Source organism: Shewanella mangrovisoli, from assembly GCF_019457635.1.
Taxonomy (GTDB): domain Bacteria; phylum Pseudomonadota; class Gammaproteobacteria; order Enterobacterales; family Shewanellaceae; genus Shewanella; species Shewanella mangrovisoli.
This window is the reverse complement of the sequence record NZ_CP080412.1, coordinates 4,521,229-4,547,673: the sequence shown is the minus strand read 5'-3', so window position 1 is coordinate 4,547,673 and position 26,445 is coordinate 4,521,229. Positions and strand designations below refer to the sequence as shown.

Annotated in this window: 22 protein-coding genes; 13 read left to right on the top strand and 9 right to left on the bottom strand. The window is 49.3% G+C overall.

Annotated features, from left to right (window positions below):
- Positions 1–195 precede the first annotated feature (195 nt).
- On the top strand, positions 196–1,464 hold the full coding sequence (gene yjeH / locus K0H60_RS19770; protein ID WP_220056799.1) for an L-methionine/branched-chain amino acid transporter: 1,269 nt from the start codon (positions 196–198) through the stop codon (positions 1,462–1,464).
- 71 nt (positions 1,465–1,535) lie between these two features.
- On the opposite strand, the gene K0H60_RS19765 is transcribed toward yjeH, so the two are convergent.
- A complete protein-coding gene (locus K0H60_RS19765; protein WP_220056798.1) occupies positions 1,536–2,147 on the bottom strand; it encodes an energy transducer TonB in 612 nt (203 codons plus the stop codon).
- A 295-nt stretch (positions 2,148–2,442) separates the two neighbouring features.
- Here K0H60_RS19765 and K0H60_RS19760 point away from each other — a divergent pair, with 295 nt between their 5' ends.
- A complete protein-coding gene (locus K0H60_RS19760) occupies positions 2,443–3,267 on the top strand; it encodes an HDOD domain-containing protein (RefSeq protein ID WP_220056797.1) in 825 nt (274 codons plus the stop codon).
- An 89-nt stretch (positions 3,268–3,356) separates the two neighbouring features.
- Here K0H60_RS19760 and K0H60_RS19755 read toward each other — a convergent pair whose 3' ends face one another.
- Complete coding sequence (locus K0H60_RS19755) at positions 3,357–3,818, bottom strand: tellurite resistance TerB family protein (protein WP_220056796.1); 462 nt, start codon at positions 3,816–3,818, stop codon at positions 3,357–3,359.
- A 96-nt stretch (positions 3,819–3,914) separates the two neighbouring features.
- Positions 3,915–4,442 carry a DUF2780 domain-containing protein gene (locus K0H60_RS19750; protein WP_011624477.1) on the bottom strand — a complete coding sequence of 176 codons (528 nt, stop codon included), beginning with the start codon at positions 4,440–4,442 and terminating at the stop codon, positions 3,915–3,917.
- 190 nt (positions 4,443–4,632) lie between these two features.
- On the opposite strand from K0H60_RS19750, the gene K0H60_RS19745 reads away from it, so the two are divergent.
- Positions 4,633–5,340 (top strand): hypothetical protein, encoded by a 708-nt coding sequence (locus K0H60_RS19745; RefSeq protein WP_011718673.1) that lies wholly within the window; start codon positions 4,633–4,635, stop codon positions 5,338–5,340.
- Positions 5,341–5,376: 36 nt separating this feature from the next.
- Entirely contained in the window at positions 5,377–6,834 is a 1,458-nt protein-coding gene (locus K0H60_RS19740) for a DUF4145 domain-containing protein (RefSeq protein ID WP_220056795.1), read from the top strand.
- Positions 6,835–6,836: 2 nt separating this feature from the next.
- On the opposite strand, the gene K0H60_RS19735 is transcribed toward K0H60_RS19740, so the two are convergent.
- Entirely contained in the window at positions 6,837–7,172 is a 336-nt protein-coding gene (locus K0H60_RS19735) for a hypothetical protein (RefSeq protein WP_220056794.1), read from the bottom strand.
- 431 nt (positions 7,173–7,603) lie between these two features.
- Here K0H60_RS19735 and K0H60_RS19730 point away from each other — a divergent pair, with 431 nt between their 5' ends.
- On the top strand, positions 7,604–9,475 hold the full coding sequence (locus K0H60_RS19730; RefSeq protein ID WP_220056793.1) for a methyl-accepting chemotaxis protein: 1,872 nt from the start codon (positions 7,604–7,606) through the stop codon (positions 9,473–9,475).
- Between the two features lie 63 nt (positions 9,476–9,538).
- Here K0H60_RS19730 and K0H60_RS19725 read toward each other — a convergent pair whose 3' ends face one another.
- Positions 9,539–10,498 carry a LysR family transcriptional regulator gene (locus K0H60_RS19725; protein ID WP_088212468.1) on the bottom strand — a complete coding sequence of 320 codons (960 nt, stop codon included), beginning with the start codon at positions 10,496–10,498 and terminating at the stop codon, positions 9,539–9,541.
- Between the two features lie 115 nt (positions 10,499–10,613).
- On the opposite strand from K0H60_RS19725, the gene K0H60_RS19720 reads away from it, so the two are divergent.
- Both K0H60_RS19720 and K0H60_RS19715 read left to right on the top strand, forming a co-directional pair.
- Entirely contained in the window at positions 10,614–11,822 is a 1,209-nt protein-coding gene (locus K0H60_RS19720; protein WP_220056792.1) for a multidrug effflux MFS transporter, read from the top strand.
- A gap of 127 nt (positions 11,823–11,949) precedes the next feature.
- Positions 11,950–12,552 (top strand): tRNA-uridine aminocarboxypropyltransferase, encoded by a 603-nt coding sequence (locus tag K0H60_RS19715; protein ID WP_220056791.1) that lies wholly within the window; start codon positions 11,950–11,952, stop codon positions 12,550–12,552.
- Positions 12,553–12,819: 267 nt separating this feature from the next.
- Here K0H60_RS19715 and K0H60_RS19710 read toward each other — a convergent pair whose 3' ends face one another.
- Positions 12,820–14,940: a putative bifunctional diguanylate cyclase/phosphodiesterase gene (locus tag K0H60_RS19710; RefSeq protein ID WP_220056790.1), complete on the bottom strand. Its 2,121-nt coding sequence runs from the start codon at positions 14,938–14,940 to the stop codon at positions 12,820–12,822.
- A gap of 293 nt (positions 14,941–15,233) precedes the next feature.
- Here K0H60_RS19710 and K0H60_RS19705 point away from each other — a divergent pair, with 293 nt between their 5' ends.
- A complete protein-coding gene (locus K0H60_RS19705) occupies positions 15,234–15,587 on the top strand; it encodes a hypothetical protein (protein WP_220056789.1) in 354 nt (117 codons plus the stop codon).
- A gap of 58 nt (positions 15,588–15,645) precedes the next feature.
- Positions 15,646–16,284, top strand: coding sequence for a class I SAM-dependent methyltransferase (locus K0H60_RS19700; RefSeq protein WP_220056788.1), 639 nt, complete (start codon positions 15,646–15,648; stop codon positions 16,282–16,284).
- 16 nt (positions 16,285–16,300) lie between these two features.
- On the opposite strand, the gene ftsZ is transcribed toward K0H60_RS19700, so the two are convergent.
- Together ftsZ and K0H60_RS19690 are read right to left on the bottom strand one after the other, a co-directional pair.
- Positions 16,301–17,437 (bottom strand): cell division protein FtsZ, encoded by a 1,137-nt coding sequence (gene ftsZ / locus K0H60_RS19695; RefSeq protein ID WP_220056787.1) that lies wholly within the window; start codon positions 17,435–17,437, stop codon positions 16,301–16,303.
- An 82-nt stretch (positions 17,438–17,519) separates the two neighbouring features.
- A complete protein-coding gene (locus K0H60_RS19690; RefSeq protein ID WP_220056786.1) occupies positions 17,520–18,515 on the bottom strand; it encodes a helix-turn-helix transcriptional regulator in 996 nt (331 codons plus the stop codon).
- Positions 18,516–18,833: 318 nt separating this feature from the next.
- Between K0H60_RS19690 and K0H60_RS19685 the strand changes: the two genes are divergently transcribed.
- From K0H60_RS19685 to K0H60_RS19675, 3 genes are all read left to right on the top strand, one after another.
- Positions 18,834–20,246 carry an amidohydrolase gene (locus tag K0H60_RS19685; protein WP_220056785.1) on the top strand — a complete coding sequence of 471 codons (1,413 nt, stop codon included), beginning with the start codon at positions 18,834–18,836 and terminating at the stop codon, positions 20,244–20,246.
- Positions 20,247–20,383: 137 nt separating this feature from the next.
- Entirely contained in the window at positions 20,384–21,715 is a 1,332-nt protein-coding gene (locus tag K0H60_RS19680) for a M16 family metallopeptidase (RefSeq protein WP_011624463.1), read from the top strand.
- Positions 21,712–23,175 carry a M16 family metallopeptidase gene (locus tag K0H60_RS19675; RefSeq protein ID WP_220056784.1) on the top strand — a complete coding sequence of 488 codons (1,464 nt, stop codon included), beginning with the start codon at positions 21,712–21,714 and terminating at the stop codon, positions 23,173–23,175. Before K0H60_RS19680 ends, K0H60_RS19675 begins: the two co-directional genes overlap by 4 nt.
- A gap of 74 nt (positions 23,176–23,249) precedes the next feature.
- Here the strand turns inward: K0H60_RS19675 and K0H60_RS19670 are convergent, their stop codons facing one another.
- Positions 23,250–25,277: a S9 family peptidase gene (locus K0H60_RS19670; protein ID WP_220056783.1), complete on the bottom strand. Its 2,028-nt coding sequence runs from the start codon at positions 25,275–25,277 to the stop codon at positions 23,250–23,252.
- 244 nt (positions 25,278–25,521) lie between these two features.
- Here K0H60_RS19670 and K0H60_RS19665 point away from each other — a divergent pair, with 244 nt between their 5' ends.
- On the top strand, positions 25,522–26,076 hold the full coding sequence (locus tag K0H60_RS19665) for a hypothetical protein (protein ID WP_220056782.1): 555 nt from the start codon (positions 25,522–25,524) through the stop codon (positions 26,074–26,076).
- Positions 26,077–26,445: the final 369 nt, after the last annotated feature.

The window sequence follows — 26,445 nt, the reverse complement described above, 5'->3', positions numbered from 1 at the left end:
GCGCGAGGCACATCGCCAAGGCAAGCTAATATCAGTTAAGCACCTTGTGCTGGGGCTGTGCCGTCATTTTGCCGGAAATATGCATTTTTGCCGTCATTTTGCCGGTGTTTGCCACTAAGAACACTGAGATTGACGGCAGATTGCGGCGTAGAATCTCACTATACTGACGGCTTCAAAACCACTGAATTTTAACAGATGAACTCACATAGCGGAACTATAGGACGTTGGCAAGGCGCAGGCTTAATGGCCACCACTTTGCTGGGCACAGGGGTGTTTATTCTCCCGCAAATGACAATCGACAAAGCCCAAGCTGGCGCGCTTATCGCTTGGTCACTCCTGACCTTAGCCATTATTCCAGTGGCATTGATTTTTGGTCGACTGGCGAGCGTCTTTCCCCATGCTGCGGGTCCCGCTTATTTTGTGGAAAAGGCCTTTGGTCGAACCGCGGGCCGTACTATTGGGCTGATTTTTTTACTGGTGGTGCCCATGGGCGCACCGGCCGCGATTTTGATGACCTTCCAGTTTGTGAATGCACTCATTCCCCTCGATGGCTGGCCTAAGGTTGGCGCCGAGGTATTAGTGATTTTCGGCTTATTCCTACTCAATCTGCGTGGCATTCAAGTCTCGGCCAAACTGCAATTTGGCTTAACCCTTTGTATTGTTGCGATTGTGGTGCTGTTATTTGGGGCGAGCAGTGTGCAACCCGGGCACTTAACCTCATTAGCAAGCTATGGCACGCCAGAAATCCCCACCATTATGATTGCCGCAGGTATCGCCTTTTGGAGCTTCTTGGGGATTGAGGCCATGACTCACCTCGCCGATGATTTTCGCCGTCCACAGCAGGATATGATCCCTGCGATGATGATGGGCACTGTGCTGGTGGGCATTATTTATGTGGCCTGTACCTTGATTTTACTGTTAGTGCCGACCGATAAAAGCGTGGCCATGATCGGCGTGTTCGATGCGCTCTTGGGCGGCTATGGCGCACAAGTGATTGGTGTGCTGGGTATTGCCAGCGGTCTTGCCACGGTTAACGTGTATGCCGCCAGTGCCGCGCGTCTTATCTGGAGCTTTAGTAACGAAGGTATTTTGCCGCGCTGCTTTGCGGTAAAGAATCGTCACGGTGTACCTATCCGCGCTTTGGCGGCGTTACTCAGCGTGATGGCGAGTGTGATAGTGCTGACTCACACCACGGGCCAAGAGCTCGAACATTTGATTGCCTGGAGTAATGGAGTGTTCGTGGTGATCTACTTAATGGCGATGTTAGCCGCGGCAAAGTTATTGCCCCGCAGCAACTTACCCTTAGTGGTATTAGGTTGTGGCTTCTGTTTAGCCTTAGGGATCGCGCTTGGGGCAAGCATGGCCTATGTATTGGTATTGATTTTGTTCGTGGCGCCATTCCTGTGGTGGCAGAAGACGCATATCAGTCGCAAACAGAGCTTAGCGGTAAATAAAGTGTCCTAGTGGCCGAAGTGCTGAGCTATCACTGAATGACAGACCAGAACGCCAACCATAGCGCGTTCTGGTCTCTTGCCTTAAATCTTCTGATCCAGTTTAAAGTCGAGCTGCACCTGTTGATTCAGCTGTGGCACGGCCTTGCCCGAATCAAACTTAGGTTTGTATTTCCAGTTTTGCACCGCTGACAGCGCCGCCTTATCAAACACCCGCTTCGGATTGGCATCGAGCACGCGCACATTGCTAACAGTACCATCCGCCGTAATATCAAATCCCACGACCACATAACCTTCCTTGCCATTTTGTGCCGCATCAATGGGATAGCGAGGGGACACTTGCACCACAGGTAAGGCTTCGGCAGTCATTGCCGATTGGGTAAAGAGTGTGGTTTGGGTTGGCATTTCGGGGGTAAAAGTCTGAGTATTGAAGTCGACGAGCTGATTGCTCTCACCCTGAGCGGTAACGCGCTCCCTTGCCGGAATGGGTTTAGGTGGCTCAGGTTTACGGCTTTCCTTCGGCGGAATTGGCGTTCGCTCCGTCATCAAAATATTGATCTGCGGCGCATCGCTCGCTTGTCCGCTCAAGGGCTGCGGATTATGGATAAGTTGCGCCATAAACACGAACAAACCTAAGGTGATCAGTGCGCTAACAAGGATAATACCTGTGCGATTAACGAGTGCATTTTGGCCCATAGTGCTTCCTTACAATGGATGAACAAGATTTAATCTATATCACTCATTACTAAAATGTAGAAACATTTATTTACAAATAAGCATAATTGTTGAACGATTTTTCAGGGGCTGGAATGGCATAAAGCTCGAGCCCATCGCGTTATCGAGCGGATTTGTGGGGGATTGCTGTCTGTTTTAAAAGCCGTTTGAAGGCAGGCGAAAGTTGCAGACGCCATTGATATACGGCGATATCTTTGCAAGCGAGGCGAAGTTCTGTGTTCTATATTTTGATCATTCACGTCGAAGGAGAATAAATATGGATTCTGCTGCGCTACTGAGTCGAGTCGATGACTTACCCCGTTTACCTAAAGCCATCAGTGAACTGCTTGAAGTGGTTAACGATGATAATGCCACGGTCAAAAATATTGCGACTAAGGTGTCCCACGATCCCTTGATCAGCGCTAAGGTGCTGAGACTGGCCAATTGCGCCCACTATGGCCACAGCCGTGAGGTGGGCAGTATTGACGAAGCCGTAGTACGCCTTGGCATGCAGACGCTGCGGACGTTAGTCCTAGCGTCGGCGGTGATGGGGTCAGTGCCTAAATGCCAAGGGGTCGACCTCGCGCAGTTTTGGGGACAAACCTTTGAAATTGCACTCTATTGCCAAGAGATGGCCAAACGTTGTGGAGTGCAGCCCGATGAGGCCTTTACCTGCGGTATCCTTCACCGGATTGGTGACTTACTGATCGCGGCGATTTCCCCCGAAGATGCCGAGAAGATTACCGTAGCGGTGGCTCAGGGCAAAGATAAGCACATGTTTGAGCGTGAACTACTTGGCTATGACTCGCCCGATATTGGCGCTTTGTTGGCTAAAAACTGGAAATTCACCCCCGCGCTAGTACAGGGCATCCTTTATCAGGACCATCCCAAGGATTCGAACCCTTTCTCTAAATTGGCCGCCTTGCTGTGCCTCGCCTATAAAGTGCTGGAGGAGTGGGACAGCATAGACGATGACGATAAAACCAGTTGGTTATCGCAATTAGCGACTAAGAAGGGCTTAAAGATGGAAATGGGGGGATTGCGAGCCAAGTTAACTGAGCTTAGAGGCGCAGGATTCGAAATCGGTAAGGCGCTCGCCTAAGCCTGCTGGAACAGTCTGCGGCAATCTACGGCCTTGATTCAAAAGCATGAATGGCAGCACTGCGATTCATGCTTTTTTATGGGGTGCTTTTAGTGTGCCGCTTGGGTCGTTTCGATAGCCTGATTACGCATCTGGATCAGTTCACTGTGTTTGAGGTACAACAAATCGGCGGTGCGGCGAATGATTTGATCTTCGTACTGGGAGAGTTGTCCATCGGCATAGGCTAATTGCCACATAGCTAACAGCAATTGTTGTTTTTGCTCCAAGCTAAATTCGGCATTGATTGTATTGGTAAACTCAAATAACGAGGTGGCATTACCTTGGGCTTTTTTCGCTTCTTCAATCAGTTTATTGGCTTCCTGCGCTGGCATCGACAATGTCTCTGTCAGCAAGGTCGGCAGTAACGCCATTTCTTCCGCCGCGAGGGTTTCATCGGCAAATACCACTTCGAGCAACATACTCGCCGCCGCCAACTTGAGCTGGTGGGCTTTCTCCTCGGGGGAGATGGCCTGAGTGTGGGATTGAAGGAATCGTTTCAGCTTAGCAATCATAAAAGGGCACTGCTCTGGCAAGAAGGGATAACTAAATAGAGTGATTTACGGCGCTAAAGTTCACCCTAAGCGATGGGCTTAGGGTGAAAGCGAGGATTACAGCAGGGAATTTAGGCCCTTCATCAGGAGATCTGAGCTGCCTTCGGCGCCATTTGTCTCAAGGTAAGACTTGGCGATATTGATCATCGGCATGGCCAAATCTTTAGAAATACCCAATTTTTCAAAGGCATCTAACACCATAGCACTGCCTTGAAGGGAAGAGCCAATATTGCCAGCCTTAGATAGCAGGCCTGAAACGCCCGAGTTCGCGTCGAGTTTAGGCGCTGCGGCTAATAGGCTGTCTGCATTCGGAATGCTGGCGGCTAATTTGGTGTAATCATTCGAACCTAGGCTAGACTGGGCTAGGCCTAACAGGCTGCCTAAACCGCCTTCGGCTTGGTTTTGGCTTAAACCGAGTTGCGACATCACGCTACCGACTAACTCGTTAGATTGAGTCGCGGTGCCTGTGGCTACTTTTTCCGTTTTTGCTTGTGTTCCTGCGAGGTTATCTAACCAGCCTGCACTGGCGGGAGCCGCTAAAAGCGTGGCGCTGATCAGGATTGAGAGAGTGAGAGTGTGTTTCATGAGTGGCATCCTTTGAGGGTTTGCGCGCAATAAAGGGCCACAGTGTAACGGCTTTGCGACTTTTGTTGCAGTCCTTTTCTGTGATTTACGGTTCACTCAAGTGATTTGTGTTGTGCATTGGGGCGGGATTTTGGGTATCCTTAGCGGCAATTCACGGTGTTAATTTACTTCAATTATTTTGGAAAGGCGCATGTCACTATCCGCAATTTTGACCGAAGCTTATAACTTTTTCCGTAATCATCTCACTCAGCTTGCCATGCTGACAGTGCCATTGCTGTTAGTGCAGGTGGGGATCCAGCTGTGGCTAGGTACAGAGATGAGCAAAGTCGATCTGGAAAACCCGCAGTTTGGCGCGCCGCATATGATCGCCATGATGCTACTGCTGCTGATTTTTTCGGTGCTGATCGCCGCATTAACGCTGTTTTTAGAGCTGAGATCCCAAGGGCATAATCCCTCGACGGGAATGGTATTGAAGGCCAGCTTACCCTTTGTACCACCCCTGCTGCTGGCTGGCGTGTTTTCGGGACTGGCGATTTTAGCGCCTGTAATGCTATTTGCTGCGTTTGGCCCACTGTGGTTAGTCGGCCTCGTCATCAGTTTCTATCTATTTGCGCGACTCGCCTATGTGAACTTTATGGTGGTAGTTGAACGTTTAACACCACTGGAAGCCATTAAGGCAAGCTTTAGCTTTAGTGGTCCTATCGTACTGAAAACCATCGCCTTATTGATGCTTTATCTGCCGCTTTCTGTCGTGGGTGCTCAGCTCTCTGGCGCCGCTTCTCTGGGCGGTTTGCCTGTGCAAATGCTGGCGGATACCTTGATGGCATTTATCGGTCTATTCGTGAACTTAGCGCTGTTCCGCCTGTATATGGTGACTAAACAGCCCACCGCTGAATAACATCAACCGAGTACATTCGAGCTGAGGTAAGAATTTATGGGAACAGGGGCTGAGTTACTGGATAGCGAATTTATCCAAGGGTTTTCGGCCTCTCTCCTCGATGATTACCTCAACGCCAAAAACTATGTGCAGGATGTGCCTACTCAGTCACTGCTGCATATCCGCAGTTTTACCCACAGGCTGACCGAATTGCTCGGTCAGGATAAAGCCGTTTCCTTCACCAGTCCTAATCTCTATGACCGTATCGAGCTGTTAAACCAAAAGCGGCTGATCGATGTGAAGACGACCAGAGCCTTACATTGTCTGCGTGGCGATGGCAATCGTGGCGCCCACCCTGAAAAATACCATTTAACTCAAGAGCAGTTGCTCGCCTTGGCCCAAAAGGCCATCAAGGATGTGTTGGCCTTAATTGAGCACTTGTATCCTAAGGTGATTGGGCGAGCGGCTCCCGCTTATCGTTACCAAGCCAGTGACGCCGTAACTATCAAAGATCTCTGTTACCGCGCTGTGATGGAAGACGACCCTAAGGCACAATACCTTGTGGGGATCTCTTTTAAAACCAAAGCATTAATGCTTAAAGAGCAAGAGCTTGCCTTGGCTGACCAATCCTATGGTAATGAAGATGAAAATGGCCCAGCGGTAAAGGAAGTGGCACAAAAAGCCAGTGATACCTTTGCTAAAGCCGCCTATTGGTTTGCCCTTGCGGCGCCAAATCATTCCGATGCCCTCTATGAACATGGGGTTGGGCTTATCCATGGCTATCAAGGACAGGCCGATGCCATTCAGGGCGAAGCTGCAATTGCCAAGGCTGCTCAGGCGGGTGTCGTCAATGCAATGGCGTTACTCGGATATTTTTATCTGGTAGGCAGCGAATCATTTAAGCCGGATTTAGCGCAGGCGAAGCACTATTTACAGCTGGCGGCCGAGAGTGAACAGACCGAAGCCATGGCGAATTTAGGTGTGCTCTATTATCAGACCAAAGATCTGACTCAAGCCTATCATTTTATTAGTAAAGCGGCGCAAGCGGGTTATCCCCATGCCCAGTACCATTTAGCCTTAATGCTCGCCAACGGCGATGGTTGTCAGCGCGATCCTATCGTGAGTGAGTATTGGATGGCCGAAGCGGCCGAGCAAGGTCAGCTGGATGCCATGCTTACCCGCGCGCAGCACATGCTAAACGATGAAAGTGGTTTGGGTGGCGATGTGAGTCAGGCGGAGCGTTATCTACGTGAAGTAATTAAATACGGTCACAGCGTGCCAGCCATGATTGAATTGAGCATGGCACTCGCGGACGGTATTTTAGGGCGTATCGATGTGGTGGGCTCTGCGGCGCTGCTCAACCTGGCGCGCCGTCATGCTAATGCCAAAGAAGCCGAGATCATCGAGCCCCTATGGCAATCACTCGCATTGCAAGTTGATACTGTGCTGGAGATGACCCAAGATCCCGGCGAGATTCAAACCCTTAAGCGGGCAAAAACCTTACTCAATACTTAGTATTATTTCTCATCCTGTTGATGTTCAAAGGTGCGGCCGCGATATTGCTCTGCATGGGTTTCACGCACCACATTAGTGGAACGATAAAACTCAGTCTCTTGGCTTGCGGCTTCCTGCGCTTGTGCTTGGGCACGATTAAATTTACTCACTTGGCGCGCCACGTAAATGCGGCTAAATAACACTAAGCAACCGAGCGCAATGGCGCCAAATAAAAGCACAAAAGGCAATAAAAACAGTGATAAACAGATTAGGCTAACACTAACGGCCATGGCTAACCAAGCCCGTGCTCCTGAAATGCGTGGCTGAAATGGGCTCTGTTGAAATTGTTGATAGATCATAAGAACTCCTAATCAAAATGGGCGAGGCGTAAGGTCAATCATCTAAGGATTTGCCAACTTGGCGTCATCGAGAGGCCTCTTCCCAATGTTATGGAGAGTCAGTGTGCAATAAATAAACGGATTGGGTCACGTTAATTTGGGTTAATTTACGTTGTTTTACGTCTAGAAGCTTACATTGTTGTGTAATCTGAGGTGTCTGTGATCTTTTGGTTATCATTAGGTTTTTAATGATTTTATTGAAGTTATCTTTATGTTTTTGCTTAATTATTTATTAATTTGATGATAAGTGATTCTTTGTTTGTTGTGCAAGATGTGCGAAAATTTAACCGATATTTTGATTGGTTATGGCTAAATCTGTAAATTTATTACATTGAGTGATGACCATTCGTCCAATACCTTCCTTCAGTGCTGTGTAAATCGTAGAAACCAAAATGAACTCATATTCACTTAAACAAAAGATCCTGATTTCGGTCGTGATCGCCTTGTCCCTCGTGATCAGCTTGCTGTCTTGGCAAAGCTACTCCAGTCAAAAATCATTGTTATTGCAAAATAGCCTAGAGCAGGTGCAGCGCTTGGGTGAACAACAAGCCGAGCGCATTCAAGAATGGCTGGCTGGACGCCAAGATATCGTCGGCGCATTGGCCTCTAAGGTGGAAGATAACAGTTTAAGTGCATTGCAACAGGCGCAGGCCTCAGGGCGATTTCAGCTGACTTATTATGGTACCGAGACTGGGCAGATGTTGGACTCAGACCCAAGTATCGACCGTACAGGTTACGATCCGAGAACGCGTCCTTGGTATAAACAGGCGATGAATGAGCGCGGTTTAATCCTGACTAAACCCTATGTTGATGTGGCCTATAACGTGTTAGTGGTCACTATGGCGCAGGCCACTTCTCAAGGTGTGGTGGGTGGCGATCTCTCGATTGCGAGCCTAGTCGAGAGCGTGAATCGCATGACGCTCCCTGCCAATGGCTATGCGATCATGATGCACAAAGACGGCACTGTGATTGCTTACAAAGATGCCTCTAAGGCGATGAAACCTGTCGGCCAAATCGACAACGATCTGAATCATGACTTGCCGCAGCAGAGCCGCCAAGCGGGCGCCTTGCTGCCCATGTATTTTGAGAATGAGGGCCGCGACAAGTTAGTCTGGGGCGTCGATATTCCCAATACCGATTGGGAGTTGGTGATAGTGCTGGATAAGGAGACCCTAGAGGCACCTCTGACCGATCTTCTGCTGACGCAATTTGGACTTTCTGCCGTAGTGTTATTGCTGAGCGTATTGGCGATTTCGTGGTTGGTGAATCTACTATTAGGTCCACTAGGGCGCGTGTCTCAGGCGCTGGCACGCATTGCCGACGGCAATGGCGATTTAACTCAACGCATCGAGGTCGATACTCAGGATGAAGTAGGCGTGTTGGCCGATAGCTTTAACCGTTTTGTCGGCAGCCAGCATCAATTGATCAGCCATATTCGTCAGTTAGCCAGCGAGCTAGATGCGGATGCAGAGCGCAGCCTTAAAACCAACCATATTGCTGTGGCGGAGCTGCAACGTCAGCAGCAGGAAGTGGCCATGGTGGCAACTGCGGTGACCGAAATGGCGAGTGCGACTAATGAAATTGCCGCCAATGCGGAAAACACTGCGACAGCGGCGCAGCAGTCGGCCGCGAGTAGTTTCCAAGGCAAAGAGTTGGTTAATAAAACCCGCAGTTCGATCAACTCCTTGGCCGATGAAGTCGCTCAGGCAACAGACGTGATTGAGGATTTAAGTCGCCATGCTCAGTCGATTTCTAGCATTTTAGCTACAATTCAAGGGATTGCGGAACAGACTAACCTATTAGCGCTCAACGCAGCGATTGAAGCCGCCCGCGCGGGCGAACAGGGCCGCGGTTTTGCCGTGGTCGCCGATGAGGTGCGGGTATTGTCACGCCGGACTCAAGATTCGACCCAAGAAGTACATGCGACCATTGAAACCTTGCAACGCACCACAGCAAAAGCGGTGAGTTTGATGGAAAGCAGTCAAATGCTTGCGGGCAACAGCGTGGAAGATGCGAACGCCGCCGCGAAGGCGCTGGAAGAAATCACCCAAGCCGTGAATGTGATTTCGGATATGGCGGGGCAAATTGCCACTGCTGCTGAGGAACAAACGCAGGTTACGGGGGAAATCACCCAAAATACCGTGGCGATCAAGGACGTGACCGACGAAATCACTGAGGCCGCGAAGTCGGATCTGACTCAAGCCCAAGGATTAAAGGCGCGTGCGAACGATCTCAACGCCCAGGTCGCGACCTTTATTCTGTAAGTGTGTTGAGTTGAATCGGCCTAGGGTACGCTTGTACCCTAGGCTTTTTTTATGACTTTTATCCTAGGGTTGCATAAGCTTTTCAACACTTTGGCAGATGGTATCGCGCATCCATTTATGGCCTTGGTCTTCATCGTTGCGCTGATGCCAAAGCAGCACATAGGCCATAGGGATAAATTCAAAGGGTAGAGGCAACAGCCTCAGTGGATACAGCTTGCATGCGTGCAGTGCAAAGCTAGATGGTAAGGTAAAAATTAAATCACTGTGGGCACAGATGCTGGCCGCGCCATAAAAATCGGGCACAGTCGTGCTGATTTTGCGCCTGTGGCCAAGGTCGGCCAGAAAGTAATCCAGCGCCCACCAATCACTCCCTTCACAGCGCACCTGCACATGCGCCATATCCAAATACAAATTTAAATCCCACTGGGGCGAGGTGAGTGCGGTCATCAAAGGATGATCTTGGCGCACCAAACACACTTGCCTGTCGGTAAACAGGGTTTGGCAGCTAATGCCATCTGGGAGTCTGTCCGTTTGAGAGTCTGACAGTGGGTGTAGATCCCGCCCCGAGATCCCAAAGTCAATTTGTCCCTGCTGCAAATCGTGCATCGATTTCTCGGTCCACACATAGGAGTCGAGCTTCAGGTTCGGCGCAGTGCTTAATAATGGGCCGATAAAATAGGGAATTAAGGTTTCATAGGCGCTTTCAACCATGGCAAAGGAAAACTGCCTGTTACTGCTGGCTGGCGTAAACGTCGGCGGCTGCGTGAGTTGATATAAGTCCTGCAAAATATTCGGCAACTTGAGCCCAATATTGAGCGCATGTGCCGTGGGTTTAAGGCCATGGGCAGTGCGTTGGAACAGGGGATCATCTAAGGTTTCTCGCAGGCGATTCAAGCTCTTGCTCAACGCCGATTGGCTAATATGTAATCGACTCGCTGCGCGGGTGACACTCTGTTCTTCGAGCAAAACCTTCAATATCACCAGTAGGTTGAGATCGATTCTGGCTAAGTTGTCGAGATTCATAGATATTCCTCAGAGGAAATTCACTTTGGAAATTATACCATTTCTGTTCATACCTTGAGTTATTTAAAATAGCGCACATTGAAATACCTTTTACTGTTTAACCGAGATAAGTTTTATGCGGCGCAATCTGTTACCTATTCTGATGTCTTTGGTGCTACTCAGCCCATTGGCGATTGATATTTATCTACCTTCTATGCCAACCATGGCGGCAGAGTTCGCCGTGTCTGCCAGTGAAGTACAGTCCACATTAGTACTGTTTTTATTTGCTATGGGTGTGGGCCAAATTTTGATTGGTCCCTTAGCCGACCGTTACGGACGTCGACCCGTGGCACTCTTTGGTGTGTTGCTCTACGGCGCGAGTAGTTTACTTGCCGCCGCTGCGATTGAATTCCATTGGTTACAACTTGCCCGCGTGTTGCAAGGGTTAGCGGCCTGTTCAACCTCGATTGTGGTCTTTAGCGCGGTGCGTGACTGTTATTCGCCCAAGGAAGGCGCCCGTATCTACAGTTACTTAAATGGGGCTATCTGCGTGATCCCCGCACTGGCGCCCACCCTTGGCGGACTATTAGCCATGCAATTTGGCTGGCGTTCGACCTTTGTGTTTATGACCCTATACGCGATTTTGATGATGCTCTTGGTGGGCTATCGTTTACCCGAAACCCGTCCAGCCAATACGGTTAGCACAGGTCCTCTGTACCGCTGGAGTCGTTATAAACCTGTGCTGAGCAATACCCATTTCTTGTTCTATGCCTTTGCCTGTATGTCGGCGATGGCGGCGATTTTAAGTTATGTGTCTTACTCTCCCGTGTGGCTTATCGGCCATTTAGGCGTGTCAGAGTTAGCTTTCAGTGGGTTGTTTGGCTTGAATGCTTTGGTCAATATTGTGGCCTGTTTTGCCGCGCCAGTGGTGATCCGCAAGTTAGGCAACCGTCCAACTGCCATCCTTGCCTTAGTGCTACTGGTGCTCTCGGCGGTATTGATTATCGCAGCGCAAGCCTTTGGCCCAAGTGTGGGTATAGCTGCCGCCTTTGCCTTTATGCTGCCTATGATGTTGTTGTGTATTGGTTTTGCTTTCTTATTAGGCCCAGCGACCAGTATGGCGTTGTCTGCCTTTGGCGAGCGTGCAGGCACTGCAACGGCGATGTTAGGTTTTATTCAGATGAGTGGCGCGTCAGTCATAGCAGGCCTAGTGCAGCAAACTAACCTGACTGCACCCTATGCGGTGGCGTTAGTGATGGGCGTATTTTCTGTCGGATTACTCTCGATGATGGCATTAAGCCGCTTCGACCACTGGCACCAAGAGCAGTTAGCCGCCGAGCATTAATACGCCCTAAACGGCTAATCAAAGAAACACCCTTTGCCCGTAGCTTATTTGACCATAGCTACGGGCATTTTTTATCCATAATTCAAGCTGCTATACTGCAGGATAAACGTTTTATAGAGATTTTGTTTTGAGCCGCCACTATTGCCCTCATTGTCGTTATCCCCTTACAGCTTGCCTCTGTGCCAATGTGCAACCCATACAGCCGCAAACGCAGCTAGTGGTATTGCAACATCCCTCCGAAGTCGAGCATAAAAAGAATAGCGTTAAGGTATTAAGCCTAGTTATCCCAAACACCCAAGTGTATGTGGGCGAGACGGAAGCGGATTTTGCCTTATTGCGTGAACAATTGATGGATTGTGGGCGCCCTATCTATCTTGTGTATCCCTCTGAGCAGAGTGTGAGTGTCGAACAACAGAGGCTTAACACCGATTGTGTACTGTTGTTGATCGATGGCACCTGGCGAAAAGCCTTTAAAATCTTGCAACTCAATCCATGGTTGGCTCAATTGCCTGCGGTGCACTTGGCCGAAGGTTATGCCTCGAGATACAAGATCCGCAAATCGAGCCGCAGTGATAGTTTGTCAACCTTAGAAGCGAGTGCTTATATGCTAAAAGCCCTCGAGCCGGATTTAGATGTGTTGCCTTTACTGAATGCCTTCGATGCTATGGTGGAGCTGCGCATTCGGGCCATGCCAGCTCAGGTTAGGTTGCGTTATCAGAACGGAGAGTAAGTGATTTTAAATTCTTACGTTTTTGAGACCCCGTACGAATTAAAATAGTTAAAATCTTATTCAGATCACGCTAACGTAACGTAAAACAAGGTTTAATAATGAGGATTCATTTGCGCTGCAAATGATGAGATAGCTTTGCCAGCCAATTGCTTTGCAGGGGAGTGATTCCATACTTTATGGTGTGCTGGCAGGGCTATCGAGCCAATGATTCACCTTGAAACATCCACTCGATAAATCAATCAATTCTTACTGCATTGCAGCTCAACCTTAAGCGATACACCTTTCGGCTAAAAAGGCTTGGGTAAACTGCTCAACTGAACTGGGATAGCCAAACAAAAAGCCTTGCGCAAAACCTTGCCCCATATTGGTAATGATGTCTTTTTGCTGCTGCGTTTCAATGCCTTCTGCCACAAAATGAATGTCGAGAGCCTGTGCTAATTGCACTATGGCATGGCAAAGTTTTTGCCCGGAGGCATCATGTAAACGCAGGGCAAATTCAGCATCAATTTTCACGCTATCGATTGGTAAAGTGCCTAAACGACTCAGTGATGAGAGGCCTGTGCCAAAGTCATCAATCGCGATACCGACACCTAAGGCTTTAATGCGCTCAAGGGTCTGGCGAGCCAACTCGGGTTGACGTAACAATGCAGACTCGGTGATTTCTAAAATCAGTGCTTCAGCGGGCAGGGCGACCATTTCTAGGGCGCTAATTACTTGACCGACAAAATCCACATGCTCCAGCTGCAAGGGAGACACATTGACCGACACTTTAAAATCAGGCTGATAACTTGCGCGCCATATGGCCGCTTGTTTACAGGCTTGCTCAAGTGCCCATTGCCCAATGGTGATGATGAGCCCGGTTTCCTCGAGTAAAGGGACGAACTCGGCCGCTTCATAATGCTCACTTGGGGATTTTTGCCAGCGCAACAGCGCCTCGGCACCTATGGGCTTATTGGTGTGCAAATCCACAATCGCTTGATAGGCAAGATTGAACTGTTTGAGACTATGGGCATGCCTTAGATTATTGATAAGTTTTAATTTAAGCTCGGCGGCTTGGCTCATCGCTTTATCATAAAAGACTAAGTGTGGTTGGTTTTTCTTAGCGCTGTACATAGCGGTATCGGCTAAGCTAATCAGCTGTCCGGCTTGATCGCTGTGGGTTGGGAACAGCGCGATACCAATACTGGTACCGAGGAAGAACTTTTGCCCTTCGATTTCAAATGGACTGTCGAAAAGACTCAGTATTTGCTCGGCAAATAATTGAATTTCTTCCTTACAGCTGCATTCCTGTAGCACTAAGGTAAACTCATCGCCCCCCATACGGGCGATATCGGCCTTCTCAATGCAGCCCGCTTCTAAACGCGCGGCTACCAGTTGCAATACCCTGTCACCCATGGAATGACCAAAGCTGTCATTGATGTTCTTAAAACCATTGAGATCTAAAAACATTAGTGCGCCGAGGGCAGAAGGATCATCCCTCAGTTTCTCGAGGGCGCTATTGAGTATTTGCTTGAGATGATAACGGTTCGGCAGCCCTGTGAGTGTGTCGTACATGGCGCGGGTAGTGAGCTGCGTTTCGAGCAGCTTTTTGGTGCTGATATCGCTAAAAATATTCACATGATACAGGGCATTATCATCGGTCTCGATGCGGCGACTGCTCTGCCATGCGGGAAAGTGACTCCCGTCGGAGCGCTGTTTAAGTGTCTCGCCATGCCAAAATCCCCGAAGTTTCATGGCGGCTTGGCAATCGGTTTCTTGCCCTGACGGCAGGAGTTTGGCCTCTAAAAACTCAGGGGTTTTACCGATCAATTGTTCGGCGCTGTAACCACAGATACGGCACATTGCCTTGTTCACGGCCAAGATACGATTGTCAGCATCTGTGATATAAACGGCCTCAGCACTCTCTTCGAGCGTGGTCGCCATTATTTCCCGTGGGATATGGGCAAAGCCGTCGGAGATCGACGGTCGAACTTGAGTGCGACGATTGAGGGCTTGCAGCTCAACGAGCACCACGACCTGTTGCTGCAAATAACAAGGGTAGAGTCTTACCTTGGTTGGGAGTTCTTTACCCTGTTGGCTTAGGTGGAGCCAGCTAAATTCGACATGGTTCCCCGATGCCGCCTCAATAATCATTTCCCGAGCAAATTCAACGCTATTACGCCCGGAAGATTGGATCCTCGGTGAAAAGTCATAGGGCGTGGTATTCACTAAGGCATCGTATTCGGTGCCAAAGTAATCGAGGGTGGCGCTATTTGCGCTAATAAAACTAAAGCCTTGGATCAGGGCGAGGGGAGTCTGGTGCGGCTCGGCTTGCCAGCATGACAGCTTATCTTGCAATACAGGGTCATCTGTACTGAGTTTATTGAGCAAGTGTTGCCATCTGATCATTTAGGATACTCCCTTGTGACGCAAATTAAGGTCACATCCTACAGCCTAGGTACTTCGTTTATAACGAAATTAATTCAAATAGTACATCATTCCATTGAGGTTAAAAATAAACCTAATCGAGGTTTTGTTTAAATCACAACTAAAAACTGACAGTTTAAGATAGCTGATTTTCAGTGTTATACACGAAAATCCTCCTAACTCATCACTGCAAAATACGGTTTTATGCTATGTTTTGCCCTGAATGTTCAGTTTGCCGTGTCAATCAGCCGAGGAAGGACTCTAAGGAACATAGGATGCAAAAACTTATCCCCACCATCGCATTAAGTGTCGTTGTCGGCTTGGTATTGCCTACCGCGCAAGCGGCTGAACAGCCAAAGCCACGGCTGACCTTAGAGCAAAGGGCCGATAAGGCGCGCATCGATTCAGAAAGAATCGAGCAAGCGCAGCTGGAAAAGGCCCGCCGAGCCGCCCAAGAGACCTCGTCACGGGAAGAGAAAATCAGGCAACAGTCCAACCCGCAAGATTGGGAAGCCCAGCAAAAGCTCAAGGCACAAAAGCAGTTCGATGAACGGGAAAGCCGCGAGCAAAAATATCTGCAAGAAGCCAAGGAAGCGGCCGCCAAAGAGCGTAAAATCCCCAAACCTTAATCTTTTTAGTTAAAGGCAATATCCGTCGTTTGCCTTACGATGTCTCTAGGAACCGTCGTTGAACATCTGTCCCCTTTGCCACAGTGCCGATTTAGTGGCCTACCACCAAGATAAACGCCGTCGTTACCAACAGTGCCTGCAGTGTGCCTTGGTGAGTGTACCTGCCGAATTTTATCTAAGCCCTGAAGCCGAAAAGGCCGAATACGATAAGCACGAAAATCACCCGCAGGATCTCGGTTATCAGCAGTTTCTAGACAGAACCCTCGCCCCTTTGTTGGCGCGCTTTTCCCCTTCGGCTGCAGGGCTCGATTTTGGCTGTGGCGAGGGCAAAGCATTAAGTCTGCTGGCGAAAACGCGGGGTTATCGGGTTGAGAACTATGATCTCTATTACGCTAATCACCCCGAGTTACTCACGCGGCAATATGATTTCATTACCTTGACAGAGGTCATTGAGCATGTGAGTGATGCCGATGCTTTACTGACCTTATTAAACACTTTACTCAAACCCAAAGGCATTTTAGCCGTGATGACCAAGCGAGTGCTCAACCCCACGGCATTTAGCACTTGGCATTATAAAAATGATCCCACCCATATTAACTTTTACTCCGAAGCCACCTTTCAATGGCTCGCCGAGCATTACGGCTGGCAATTGGAAATCATCGACAAAGACGTCGTGTTTTTGCATCAAGCTAATTAACCTGAACTCAGGTTAATTAATGCGCTTGAGGCTTTTGCTGCCGCAGATAAGTTGGGATCTGTAAGTTTTCCAAATCAAACTTGGATGGCGCGGGGTCGGCGATTGATATCGCCTGACGCTTAATAAAATCATGCACATTGATATAGTTGTCATTAACTGCTTGGATAGGATCTTGAATTTCCGGCTGCGCAAATCCAATCCCCGTTGCTATCACCATGATTTCGAGCTCCGATTCGAGCTCAGGGTCGATAGTGAGCCCAATAATCACTAGGGCATCCCGCGGTAATTGCTCGTGTACAGTTGCGCCGATTTGGTTGTATTGACTGAGCTCTATCGTGTCTTTTGCGACAACGCTGACAATTGCCGCTTGCGCTTGATTGAGTTCGATATTATCGAGCAAGGGATGTTGCATGGCGCGTTTTACCGCCGAGATAAGATCCTCATCGCCCTGAAGGCAACTTACGCCCATTGCGGCGCGACCTTGGCGGCTGATGACGGAAATAAAGTCATTTAAATCAATATTGATAAGCCCAGCTTGGCTGATGGTATTAGCAAGTCCCAATAACACATCCTGTAAAATTTTATTACTCTCTTTGAAGGCATTGAGCAGGGTCACTTTGGCCCCAAGCACCTCGGCAAGCTTATCGTTGGGGAGAACGATAACGGCATTGGCGCTCTCCAATAATTCTTGCAGTCCGGCTTCGGCATTGGCCTTTCTGTGCTGGCCTTCAAAGCTAAAAGGCATGGTCACAACGGCGATAACGGGTTTGGTTAACTCTCGAGCGAGCTTTGCCACCTGTGGTAGCGCGCCCGTACCTGTACCACCGCCTAATCCCGCGGTGAGAAACACTATATCGCTATGCTGCATTTGTTCAGTTAATGCCTGTGCCGATTCAATCGCTGCCGCGCAGCCAACATCGGGCTTAGCGCCTGCACCTAAGCCTTTCGTCGTTTGTGGACCAATTTGAATGCGGTAATGGCTGCTAGTGGCGGCCATGGCTTGTGCATCGGTATTGACAGAAATTAATTCTACGCTGGATGGCAGATTGACTTGGCTGAGTTGATTAATGGTATTACAACCACAACCTCCGACGCCGAATACCGTTAATTTAGGTGTGGCGCCAGTTGCGGTTTCATGAATAAGTTCAAACATAGCGACTCTCGCAGTTAGCAATGATTAAGCAAGACTAACCTTGAGTTGCGACTCAGCTTGTCGCATCAATGCGATAAACGGTTTAACGGTATTTCGCCGCCATTTTTTGGCTGAGTGCGGCAAAGTGCTCCCGCAGTTTTACCGGTGCCAGTACCTCGGCGGTATCGGCCATTTCCCATAATGCTGCGCGCAGTTTTGGGGTATCAGTGACTTCTGCTACTACATAAAAGCGGCCATCTTCACGTAATTGCATGGTCTGGTTATCACTAAACTTGGCTTCGCGCATGATAAAGCTCGCCTTATCGGAGAGCAGCAGTTCGAGACGCATCTTCTCGCCACGCGAGCCCTGTGCGGTTTTATTGATATCAAAATCGGCACTCTTAACCGCCGCGCTGGGCAATAGCTGCGCGTTACGCAGTAAGACTATCGGTTTGTGGTGGCGGCGCTTATCAAAGCTGCCAATGGTAAAAGCGAGTAGCGCCACCCCATCACGAATTAAAATTCCTTGTGGATTAATGGGGTTGTAATGCAGCCAATGCATTTTGCCATTGATCCATTTTTTGATATCGCAGCGAATTTGTTTCTTATCCAAAATAGCTTGCTGTATGACTTCTAAAGATTGAGGTTGGTGCTGGGGTAGGATAAAGGGGTAAGGCTCGGGAAGTTGTGCGACTCTGCACGCCCAATAGAGCCAAGGATTTTCTGGATCGCTAGCCAGCACCTGATCTGCCCTGTCGAAGTAGGGCTGTAGTTGTTGCAAGCTTTGTGGTGGCATCAACTGACTGGCACTGCGCTTTAAAGTGGTTAAAGCCAGCGCCATATGTTGGTCCATTAGCTCTAGGTTCAACCCGCGCCAGCAGGACTCAATCGACCAACCATAGGGCTTGTTTCTATCATCGAGGCGTAAGCCAAAGGTGCCCATTTCATACATGGCCTTTAAATCCCTTTGCACTGAACGCTTACTGATATCCTGCGTGCGGTTTGCCAGCCGCTCGACTAATTCGTTTACCGAGATTTTACGTGGCGCCCGCGGGATTAAACTCAGTAGTGTCACTTGGCGTTGAAAGTTAGGCTGCATAGTGGATTTTTCGATATTTAGCGGAATAACAGCATATTAATCAAAGGCTGCGACAAAAGCTGTCGCAGGTTTCGAATGGTGTGTGAAAATCTCTCAAAATCCCGGCTGACTCACCTTGTGCGAGTAATCGCTTTGCCTCGTCTTTTGATTTCAGAAGGCCATCAACAATGGGTTTCGGCATGTTTTGCAAGCTGCGTGATTTACACTGAGTACACTAAAACATCCTTGCGCAATGTCTCCTTACTATTAAATCTATTAACAATTTCTCAATGTCCGTGTAGTTTAGATAGCTTATAAAAACAACAATAGGTTATCGCTATGACTGTATCCTCGGTATCGCGCGCTTTATCAACATCCTCTGTAGCCACATCCTTTGCACCTTATGTGAGTTCATTCGGTGTGAATACATCAAGATTCACCAAGAGCTTAATCGCCTCTGCTCTAACTTTGAGCTTGCTGGGGGCAGGGTTAAGTTCTGCCAATGCGGCGCAGCCCGATGCGGCCAAGTTGGCGGCGGGTGTGGAGCAAAAAGTGATCGACTGGCGCCGTGATTTGCACCAACATCCTGAGTTATCTAACCGTGAGTTTCGCACTAGCAAGATTATCGAAAAGCATCTGAAATCCCTCGGATTAGAAGTGCAAACGGGCATCGCTCATACCGGGGTTGTTGCTATCTTGAAAGGCGGAAAGTTAAAGGGCGGTAAACCCGGTCCCTTGATTGCGATTCGTGCCGATATGGATGCGTTGCCAGTGACCGAAGTCGTCGATGTGCCCTTTGCCTCCAAAGCGACGGATACCTATCGCGGTAAAACCGTTGGGGTGATGCATGCCTGCGGCCATGATACCCATGTGGCTATGTTAATGGGCGTGGCCGAGAACTTAGTGAAAGTGAAAGATAGCCTTGCCGGCGATGTGATGTTTATCTTCCAGCCCGCCGAAGAAGGTGCGCCCGATGGCGAAGAGGGCGGTGCGGAATTAATGCTAAAACAAGGGCTGTTTGCCAAGCGTAAACCCGACCAAGTGTTTGGCATGCATGTGACTTCGAGTATGCCAAGCGGCATGATTGGGGTGCGTAGCGGCCCAGCCATGGCGAGTGAAGATTCCTTTACGATCAAAGTGAAAGGCCGCCAAACCCATGGTTCGCGCCCTTGGAATGGCGTCGACCCTATCGTCGCCGCGGCGCAAATTATTACCAATGTGCAAACTATTGTCAGTCGTCAGGTGGATATTACCAAAGCGCCGGCTGTAGTGAGTTTTGGCGCGATAAATGGCGGTATTCGCTCGAATATTATTCCCGATGAAGTGGAACTGATTGGCACCATCCGCACCTTTGACCAACCTATGCGTGCCGATATTAAGGTGCGCTTGGCCGAAATCGCCGAGTTATCGGCAAAGACCTTAGGCGCGACAGCGACAACCGAAATCCATCAAGGTTATCCCGTGGTGGTGAATAATCCTGAATTGGTCGCCAGTATGCGCCCCGTGCTTGCTAGCGTGGTCGGCGATAAGATGCTGATTGAGCCGGGATTAATCACAGGTGCCGAGGACTTTTCCTTCTATGCTTTGGAGTCTCCTGGGATGTTTTTCTTCCTTGGGGTGACGCCGAAGGGCACTGATCCTGAAACGGCGGCCAGTAACCATTCTCCCGCATTTTATGTGGATGAAAGTGCACTCAAAGTTGGGGTAGAAGCCATGACCAAGGTTGCACTTACGGCACTTAAGGCGCAATAAATCGCTTAAGCCTTATTCCGTCACCTTTTCGGTATAACTTGAGCTTACAAAAAATCGGCGTGGGAAGGCCTTCCCACGCTTGATTTGCTAGGCAATTTGCCTTCATATGTGGATTTTTACAGCAAGGAGCGAACAAGATGAAGCGCACGCTATCGGCGCTGGTGTTGGCGATGGGACTCTTTAATCCCTTAAGCCAAGCACAGGCCACAACGGCAGAAGACATCAAGAGTTTTACGCTAGCCAACGGCATGAAAATCATGGTGCTAGAGGACTCTTCTATTCCCAATGCCAACATGTATCTGTTTTGGAAAGTCGGTTCCCGCAACGAAGTCCCGGGGATTACCGGTATCTCACACTTTTTCGAACATATGATGTTTAACGGCTCGAAAAAATACGGCCCAAAGATGTTCGACCGTACCATGGAAGCCGCAGGTGGGGCTAACAATGCCTACACCACAGAGGATATGACGGTCTACACCGACTGGTTCCCAGCTAATGCGCTAGAAACCATGTTTGACCTCGAGGCCGACCGTATCGCCAACTTAGATATCAATCCCGATATGGTGGAAAGCGAGCGTGGCGTAGTGCAGTCGGAGCGTTCGACTGGGCTTGAAAACTCCAACTGGAATACCCTCGAAGGCGAAGTTAAAGGCGTGGCCTTTTTAGCCCATCCTTACTCTTGGTCTGTGATTGGCCATGAGTCGGATATTGCCGCTTGGACCTTAGAAGATTTAGTGCAATACCATAAAACCTACTATGCGCCGAACAATGCGGTTGTGGTGATTGCCGGTGATGTAAAGCTGGCCCAAGTTAAGGCATTGGCGGATAAGTATTTTGCGCCCATTCCTGCGCAAACACCGCCAAAGGCTGTGCGTACCGTCGAGCCTTTACAAAAGGGTGAGCGTCGTACCTTCGTCCAAAAAGCCTCGGTCAGTACACCTAACGTGATGTTGGCGTACCATGTGCCAGCGGCGACCCATGCCGATTATTATGCCTTGGATCTGCTTAGCTCTATCCTAAGCCAAGGTAATAGCTCGCGTTTATATCAAGCACTGGTGGATAAACAAGTCGCGCTCGAAGCCGAGACCTATATGCCGATGTCGGTCGATCCTAACCTGTTCTATGTGATGGGCGTCGCCACGCCTGAAGTGAATGCTAACACCTTAGAGCGCGCGCTGATCGAACAAATCAATAGCATCGTGACCAATGGTGTGACCCAGCAAGAGCTAGATAAAGTCAAAAATATCAAATTGATGGACTTTTATCGTGCGATGGAAACCATCAATGGTAAGGCTAACACCATAGGCACCTATGAAATGTATTTTGGCAGCTACGATAAATTATTTAATGCGCCAGAGGCCTATAACAAGGTAACGCCTGCGGATATCCAACGTGTTGCCCAAACCTATTTACGCAAATCGAATCGCACTGTTGCGGTGCTGGCGGCAAACGAGGAGTCGGATCAATGAAACTCTCCTTTGTAAAATCATCCTTTATAACATCATCTCTGCAGCCGACTAAGTTAATGGTCGCATTAGCCCTAGGCACTAGCTTAGCCTTATCCGGCTGCGCCTCCACCACGGCACCTAAACGCGTAGATACTGGCAGCTTTGCCATGCCAAGTTACGACAAGTTAGTGCTAGATAACGGCCTGACGGTGTATTTAATGCCGCAGCGCGAAGTGCCGTTGATCACCCTAAACGCGGTCGTGCGTGCCGGGGCGGTTAACGACACTACAGCGGGTATTGCCCAAATGACCGCCGAAGGTTTACTCCTTGGCGCGGCGGGTAAGTCCAAGGCTGAGATTGAGCAGCAAGTGGATTTTCTCGGCGCTAGTTTAGGGGCCGAAGCCGACAAAGAAGGTAGCTATCTGGCCGCCGATTTTATGGCGAAAGATACCGATGTGATGCTCGGCCTATTCAGCGCCGCGCTATTAAGCCCCGACTTTGATTCGGCCGAGTTCGATAAGCTTAAGCAGCGCGCCATTGCGGGGTTGCAGCAGGATAAAGAAAGCCCGCGCGCCGTGATTGGTCGCTACTTCGATAAACTGGTGTTCGGCGCTCATCCTTACGGTAATGCCTCATCGGGTAATCGTGAGTCACTTGAGCAAGTCACAGTGTCGCAGCTGCGCGCCTTCCATAAGAGCTACTATCAACCCGCCAATACCGCATTAACTGTAGTGGGGGATTTTGATGTGGCGGCGATGAAAGCCAAGCTAACCCAGACTTTTGGTCAGTGGAAAGGCAGCGAAAAACTCGTTCAGCCCGTCTTAAACCAAGGTTTACCTAAGTTAACCCAGGCCAAAGTGCTGCTGGTGGATAAGCCAGATGCGATGGAAACCACCTTTGTTATCGGTGGTTTAGGCATTAGCCGTGATAACCCTGACTATGTGGGGCTAACGGTAGTGAACACCATTTTAGGTGGCCGCTTTACCTCTTGGCTGAACGATGAACTGCGGGTGAATGCGGGGCTAACCTATGGCGCGCGCTCCGGTTTTAGTCCTTATACCGACGCAGGTGTGTTTACCATTAGCACCTTCACTAAGACGGAAACCACTCAAGAAGCGATTGATTTAGCGCTGAAAACCTATGCTCGTTTATGGGAGAAAGGCGTCGACCAAGCGACTCTGGATTCGGCTAAGGCCTATGTTAAAGGTCAGTTCCCGCCTAAGTTTGAAACCTCGGGCCAATTGGCTGGACTCTTATCTGGCATGTATCTCTACGGCTTCGATGATAAGTTTATCAACGAGTTCCAAGCAAAAGTGGACGGCTTAACCTTAGAAGAAACCCAAAGGTTAGTGAAAACTTACTTCCCGCAAAAGGACTTACAGTTTGTGCTGATCGGCAACGCCAGCAAGATAGCGCCTATCGCGGCCAAGTATGGCCAAGTGCAAACCGTTGATATTAATGCTGTGGGTTTTGGTCAATAATCACTGGCGTTAGTGTATTTCGCCCAATAAAAAGGTCTGCATAGTGCAGACCTTTTGTTTTTCTGTTCTAGGTGTTATTGCGCACCGGGCTTAGCGTAATGAGTCATCCAATCCTTCACTTGGTTATACCAATAGATGGAGTTGTTTGGCTTCATTATCCAATGGTTTTCATCGGGGAAATAAATCATCCGCGATTCGACATTACGGGTTTGCAGGGTACGGAACAGCTCAAAACCTTGGCCGACGGGTACACGGTAATCGAGTTGCCCATGGCTGACTAAGGTTGGGGTATTAAAGTTGGCGGCAAAGTAATGGGGCGAAATGGCTTTATACAGCTCAGGATTATCCCAGTAGTTACCAAAGCGGGTGCTGTGGACGGCAAAGTCCGCCGACATTTGTGAGTACATGTCGTACACCGCCGCGTGGATCAGCAGCGCCTTAAAGGGATGAGGCTGGCCTAAAATAATCGAGGTTAAGTAGCCACCATAGCTGGCGCCGCCGGCAACCATACGCTCGCTATCGATCCAACTTTGTTGCTTAAACCAGTCTGCGGCTTTGAGCACGTCTTCGAGGGATTTGTTTTTCCAATCCGGGTTAATGGCGTCGGCAAACTCTTGTCCGAAGCCGCTAGAGCCGTGGAAGTTTGGCCAGGCGGTGACATAACCCCAAGAGGCAAAGGTTTGCGCATTCCAGCGGAAGTGGAAACCATCGCTAATGGCGTTATGTGGGCCGCCGTGGATCAGCATAAACAGTGGGTACTTTTTGCTGCGATCGAACCCAGGTGGATAGTGCACCCACATTTGAATGTCTTGGCCCTGATAACCTTTGTAGGTGACCGACTCATAGCTGCCTAAGTCGACATCCTTTAAAATCTCGTCATTAAACTGCTCTAAACGCTCGGTTTTACCATTGCGAGGGTTGATGCTGACTAAACGCGCGGGATACAAAAAGCTCTGATTGGTCGCAATCAACTGGCCATCTTTAGCGATAGCAGGTTGGCTATAGTCGGTCGCTTGGGTGATGGCCTTGGTCTTACCGCTCTTGGCATCGATATGATAAATACGGTTTGTCGCCGCATCATCAATGCTGGCATAGAAGCCCTTGCTATCGGGTGTCCATTCAAATTGAGACACAGAGCGATCCCAATCCGCAGTGAGCGTGGTGAGTTTGCGATTGCTCACATCCAGCAGCATCAACCTTGCGGTATCGGCATAAAATCCGGGGATTTTTTGACGAGTAAAGGCGAGGGTTTTACCGTTAGGGCTAAATGTTGGGTTTAGATCCGGCGCTGGGTTATCTGGAGTGATGTTGTCGGCTTTGCTGCCGCCAATGGTGGCGAGGAACAAGTCTAACTTAGGGTCGACGCGATTATCCGAACCATAGGCGCTGAAGGCGATTAAGCGTTCATCGGGGGAAATATCGTAACTTGAACTGCTTTGGCTTGAGCGTGGCAGTTCATGGCCTAAAGGCTGAGTCACGGCTTCAACCGCGCCGCCTATGGCTGGGATCCTAAACACATGGGCCTGACGGCGTTCGTCTAACCAATGATCGAACTGCGAATAGGGCAGCGCATTCCACTGGCGGGCGGAGACTTTATTGTCTTTATCTGTCTTGAGCTGGGCCTTCATTTGCTCCCAGTTCTGCTCAGGGAAGATATTGCTGATAAAATACAAATGCTTGCCAACCCACTTGATGCCATTGACGCCAGTGGGAATGTCCGTGAGTTTGCTAGCTTCACCCGGGCCGTCCATAGGTAAAAGGTAAATTTGGCCAGCGTCATCATCGTTACGTTCGCTGATAAAGGCTAAGGTTTTGCCGTCTGGCGAGAACACTGGCTCGCTGACTTTTAAGCCTTTGGCGGTAATCGCACGGCTCTGTTTACCTTCACCGTCGAAGCGCCACAGTTGGGTTGAGCCCTTGTCTTCCTTCAGGTCATATTCAGTCACAGGCGCAATAATGTGCTCGCCCGTGGAGGACACCACTGGGCTACCTATGCGTTTGAGTTGCCAAAGTAATTCGACTGAGAGTGGTTTGCTGGCTTCTGCAAATGCCGTGCTGAGGGGCATAAGCAGACTCAGCAGTATAATTCCTGCCTTCTTCACTAGATGTCTCCTTATCATTCAGAGTGTTATCGTTATATTTCCCATTAAACCCCAAAGTATAAAAACCGAGCATGAAATCAAGCTGAGTCTGTGAAGGTTGAGGCGGACTTTTATGTAAGTAACTGTAACCACTGGGCGCATTTTGATGACGAGGTAGGTTGGTCATGGCGCAAACTGTCGTGGTGTATTTGTGGCTAAGGTGTTTTAACGCTAATGTATTGGAAGATTGAAATAGGACTCGAATATGGCGTTAATCATCCCACAAAGACTGAGCAAGCTATTGGTCAAAAATGTATTGATACTCGCCTTGGGCAGCTTGGCTCTCTTTCCTGCGCAAGCCGCTAAGATCAGTTTTAAAGCCTTTTGTCCGCAAATGGTGGGGCAGTGGCAGGGCAATGCAGCTAAGGTGGGGGAGATCCCTAAGCAAGTTATCGTCAACGGCTTTTGCTCCCATGATCAGCGCCAGTTGATCCTTTCCGTGAGTGTCGGTACGCGCGCTCCCTACAGCGAGACATGGTGGTTTCGGGAGCAAGGCGAGCAAGTGCTGTTAACCTATTACGACGGTGTCTCGCAGGAAAAGCAGCAATTCTTTAGTTTATATCAACAAAATGGCGATTATTCCCTGCTGGGTGAGGGAGTCGTGAATGCGCGCGCCGCCTTAATCCAACTGTTATTCGAAGCTAAATCGCCCCAAGGCGCATGGCAGTGGACGCAAAATATCCAATATTTAGATGATGATATCGATCGCTATCAGCTCTTTCGCGGGATAGAGATGGCGCCTGTCGCGCCATCTTATTAAGCATACTTATTGACACCCGAATGGGCAGTTTTGAGTATGTTGTACGACTTAATCGTAAATGTTCGGCTCGAAACTTACGCAACTCACTTCGGGACAGAAGGACGCTAAATATAGAAGGGCTAATAACACTAAATGATTTATTGCTTGGTCATTTAATGCAAAGCTCATATTGAAGGGCGAGCCATGGTATTTGCTCACCGACACGCAGCAAGTCCATCCGTGGATGCTCGACCGCCCCATCCATGGGGCGGACGGTCGTGTCGCGAATCACCATGGCTCACCTTTTTAGCATTAGCTTAACCGGTAGATTTAAAAGCCTACACAGCATGCTTTGGGACATTTTCGAGTTAAAGCCTTAACTCGAAAATG

What these genes read in the sequence shown, in the direction of transcription:
- K0H60_RS19675 (WP_220056784.1), top strand. Translation starts at nt 21,712, where the DNA reads ATGAAACTCTCCTTTGTAAAATCATCCTTTATAACATCATCTCTGCAG.
- ftsZ (WP_220056787.1), bottom strand. Translation starts at nt 17,437, where the DNA reads ATGTTTGAACTTATTCATGAAACCGCAACTGGCGCCACACCTAAATTA.
- K0H60_RS19755 (WP_220056796.1), bottom strand. Translation starts at nt 3,818, where the DNA reads ATGATTGCTAAGCTGAAACGATTCCTTCAATCCCACACTCAGGCCATC.
- K0H60_RS19725 (WP_088212468.1), bottom strand. Translation starts at nt 10,498, where the DNA reads ATGAATCTCGACAACTTAGCCAGAATCGATCTCAACCTACTGGTGATA.
- K0H60_RS19685 (WP_220056785.1), top strand. Translation starts at nt 18,834, where the DNA reads ATGACTGTATCCTCGGTATCGCGCGCTTTATCAACATCCTCTGTAGCC.
- K0H60_RS19745 (WP_011718673.1), top strand. Translation starts at nt 4,633, where the DNA reads ATGTCACTATCCGCAATTTTGACCGAAGCTTATAACTTTTTCCGTAAT.
- K0H60_RS19720 (WP_220056792.1), top strand. Translation starts at nt 10,614, where the DNA reads ATGCGGCGCAATCTGTTACCTATTCTGATGTCTTTGGTGCTACTCAGC.
- K0H60_RS19730 (WP_220056793.1), top strand. Translation starts at nt 7,604, where the DNA reads ATGAACTCATATTCACTTAAACAAAAGATCCTGATTTCGGTCGTGATC.
- K0H60_RS19735 (WP_220056794.1), bottom strand. Translation starts at nt 7,172, where the DNA reads ATGATCTATCAACAATTTCAACAGAGCCCATTTCAGCCACGCATTTCA.
- K0H60_RS19740 (WP_220056795.1), top strand. Translation starts at nt 5,377, where the DNA reads ATGGGAACAGGGGCTGAGTTACTGGATAGCGAATTTATCCAAGGGTTT.
- K0H60_RS19760 (WP_220056797.1), top strand. Translation starts at nt 2,443, where the DNA reads ATGGATTCTGCTGCGCTACTGAGTCGAGTCGATGACTTACCCCGTTTA.
- K0H60_RS19665 (WP_220056782.1), top strand. Translation starts at nt 25,522, where the DNA reads ATGGCGTTAATCATCCCACAAAGACTGAGCAAGCTATTGGTCAAAAAT.
- K0H60_RS19765 (WP_220056798.1), bottom strand. Translation starts at nt 2,147, where the DNA reads ATGGGCCAAAATGCACTCGTTAATCGCACAGGTATTATCCTTGTTAGC.
- K0H60_RS19680 (WP_011624463.1), top strand. Translation starts at nt 20,384, where the DNA reads ATGAAGCGCACGCTATCGGCGCTGGTGTTGGCGATGGGACTCTTTAAT.
- yjeH (WP_220056799.1), top strand. Translation starts at nt 196, where the DNA reads ATGAACTCACATAGCGGAACTATAGGACGTTGGCAAGGCGCAGGCTTA.
- K0H60_RS19690 (WP_220056786.1), bottom strand. Translation starts at nt 18,515, where the DNA reads ATGCAGCCTAACTTTCAACGCCAAGTGACACTACTGAGTTTAATCCCG.
- K0H60_RS19750 (WP_011624477.1), bottom strand. Translation starts at nt 4,442, where the DNA reads ATGAAACACACTCTCACTCTCTCAATCCTGATCAGCGCCACGCTTTTA.
- K0H60_RS19705 (WP_220056789.1), top strand. Translation starts at nt 15,234, where the DNA reads ATGCAAAAACTTATCCCCACCATCGCATTAAGTGTCGTTGTCGGCTTG.
- K0H60_RS19710 (WP_220056790.1), bottom strand. Translation starts at nt 14,940, where the DNA reads ATGATCAGATGGCAACACTTGCTCAATAAACTCAGTACAGATGACCCT.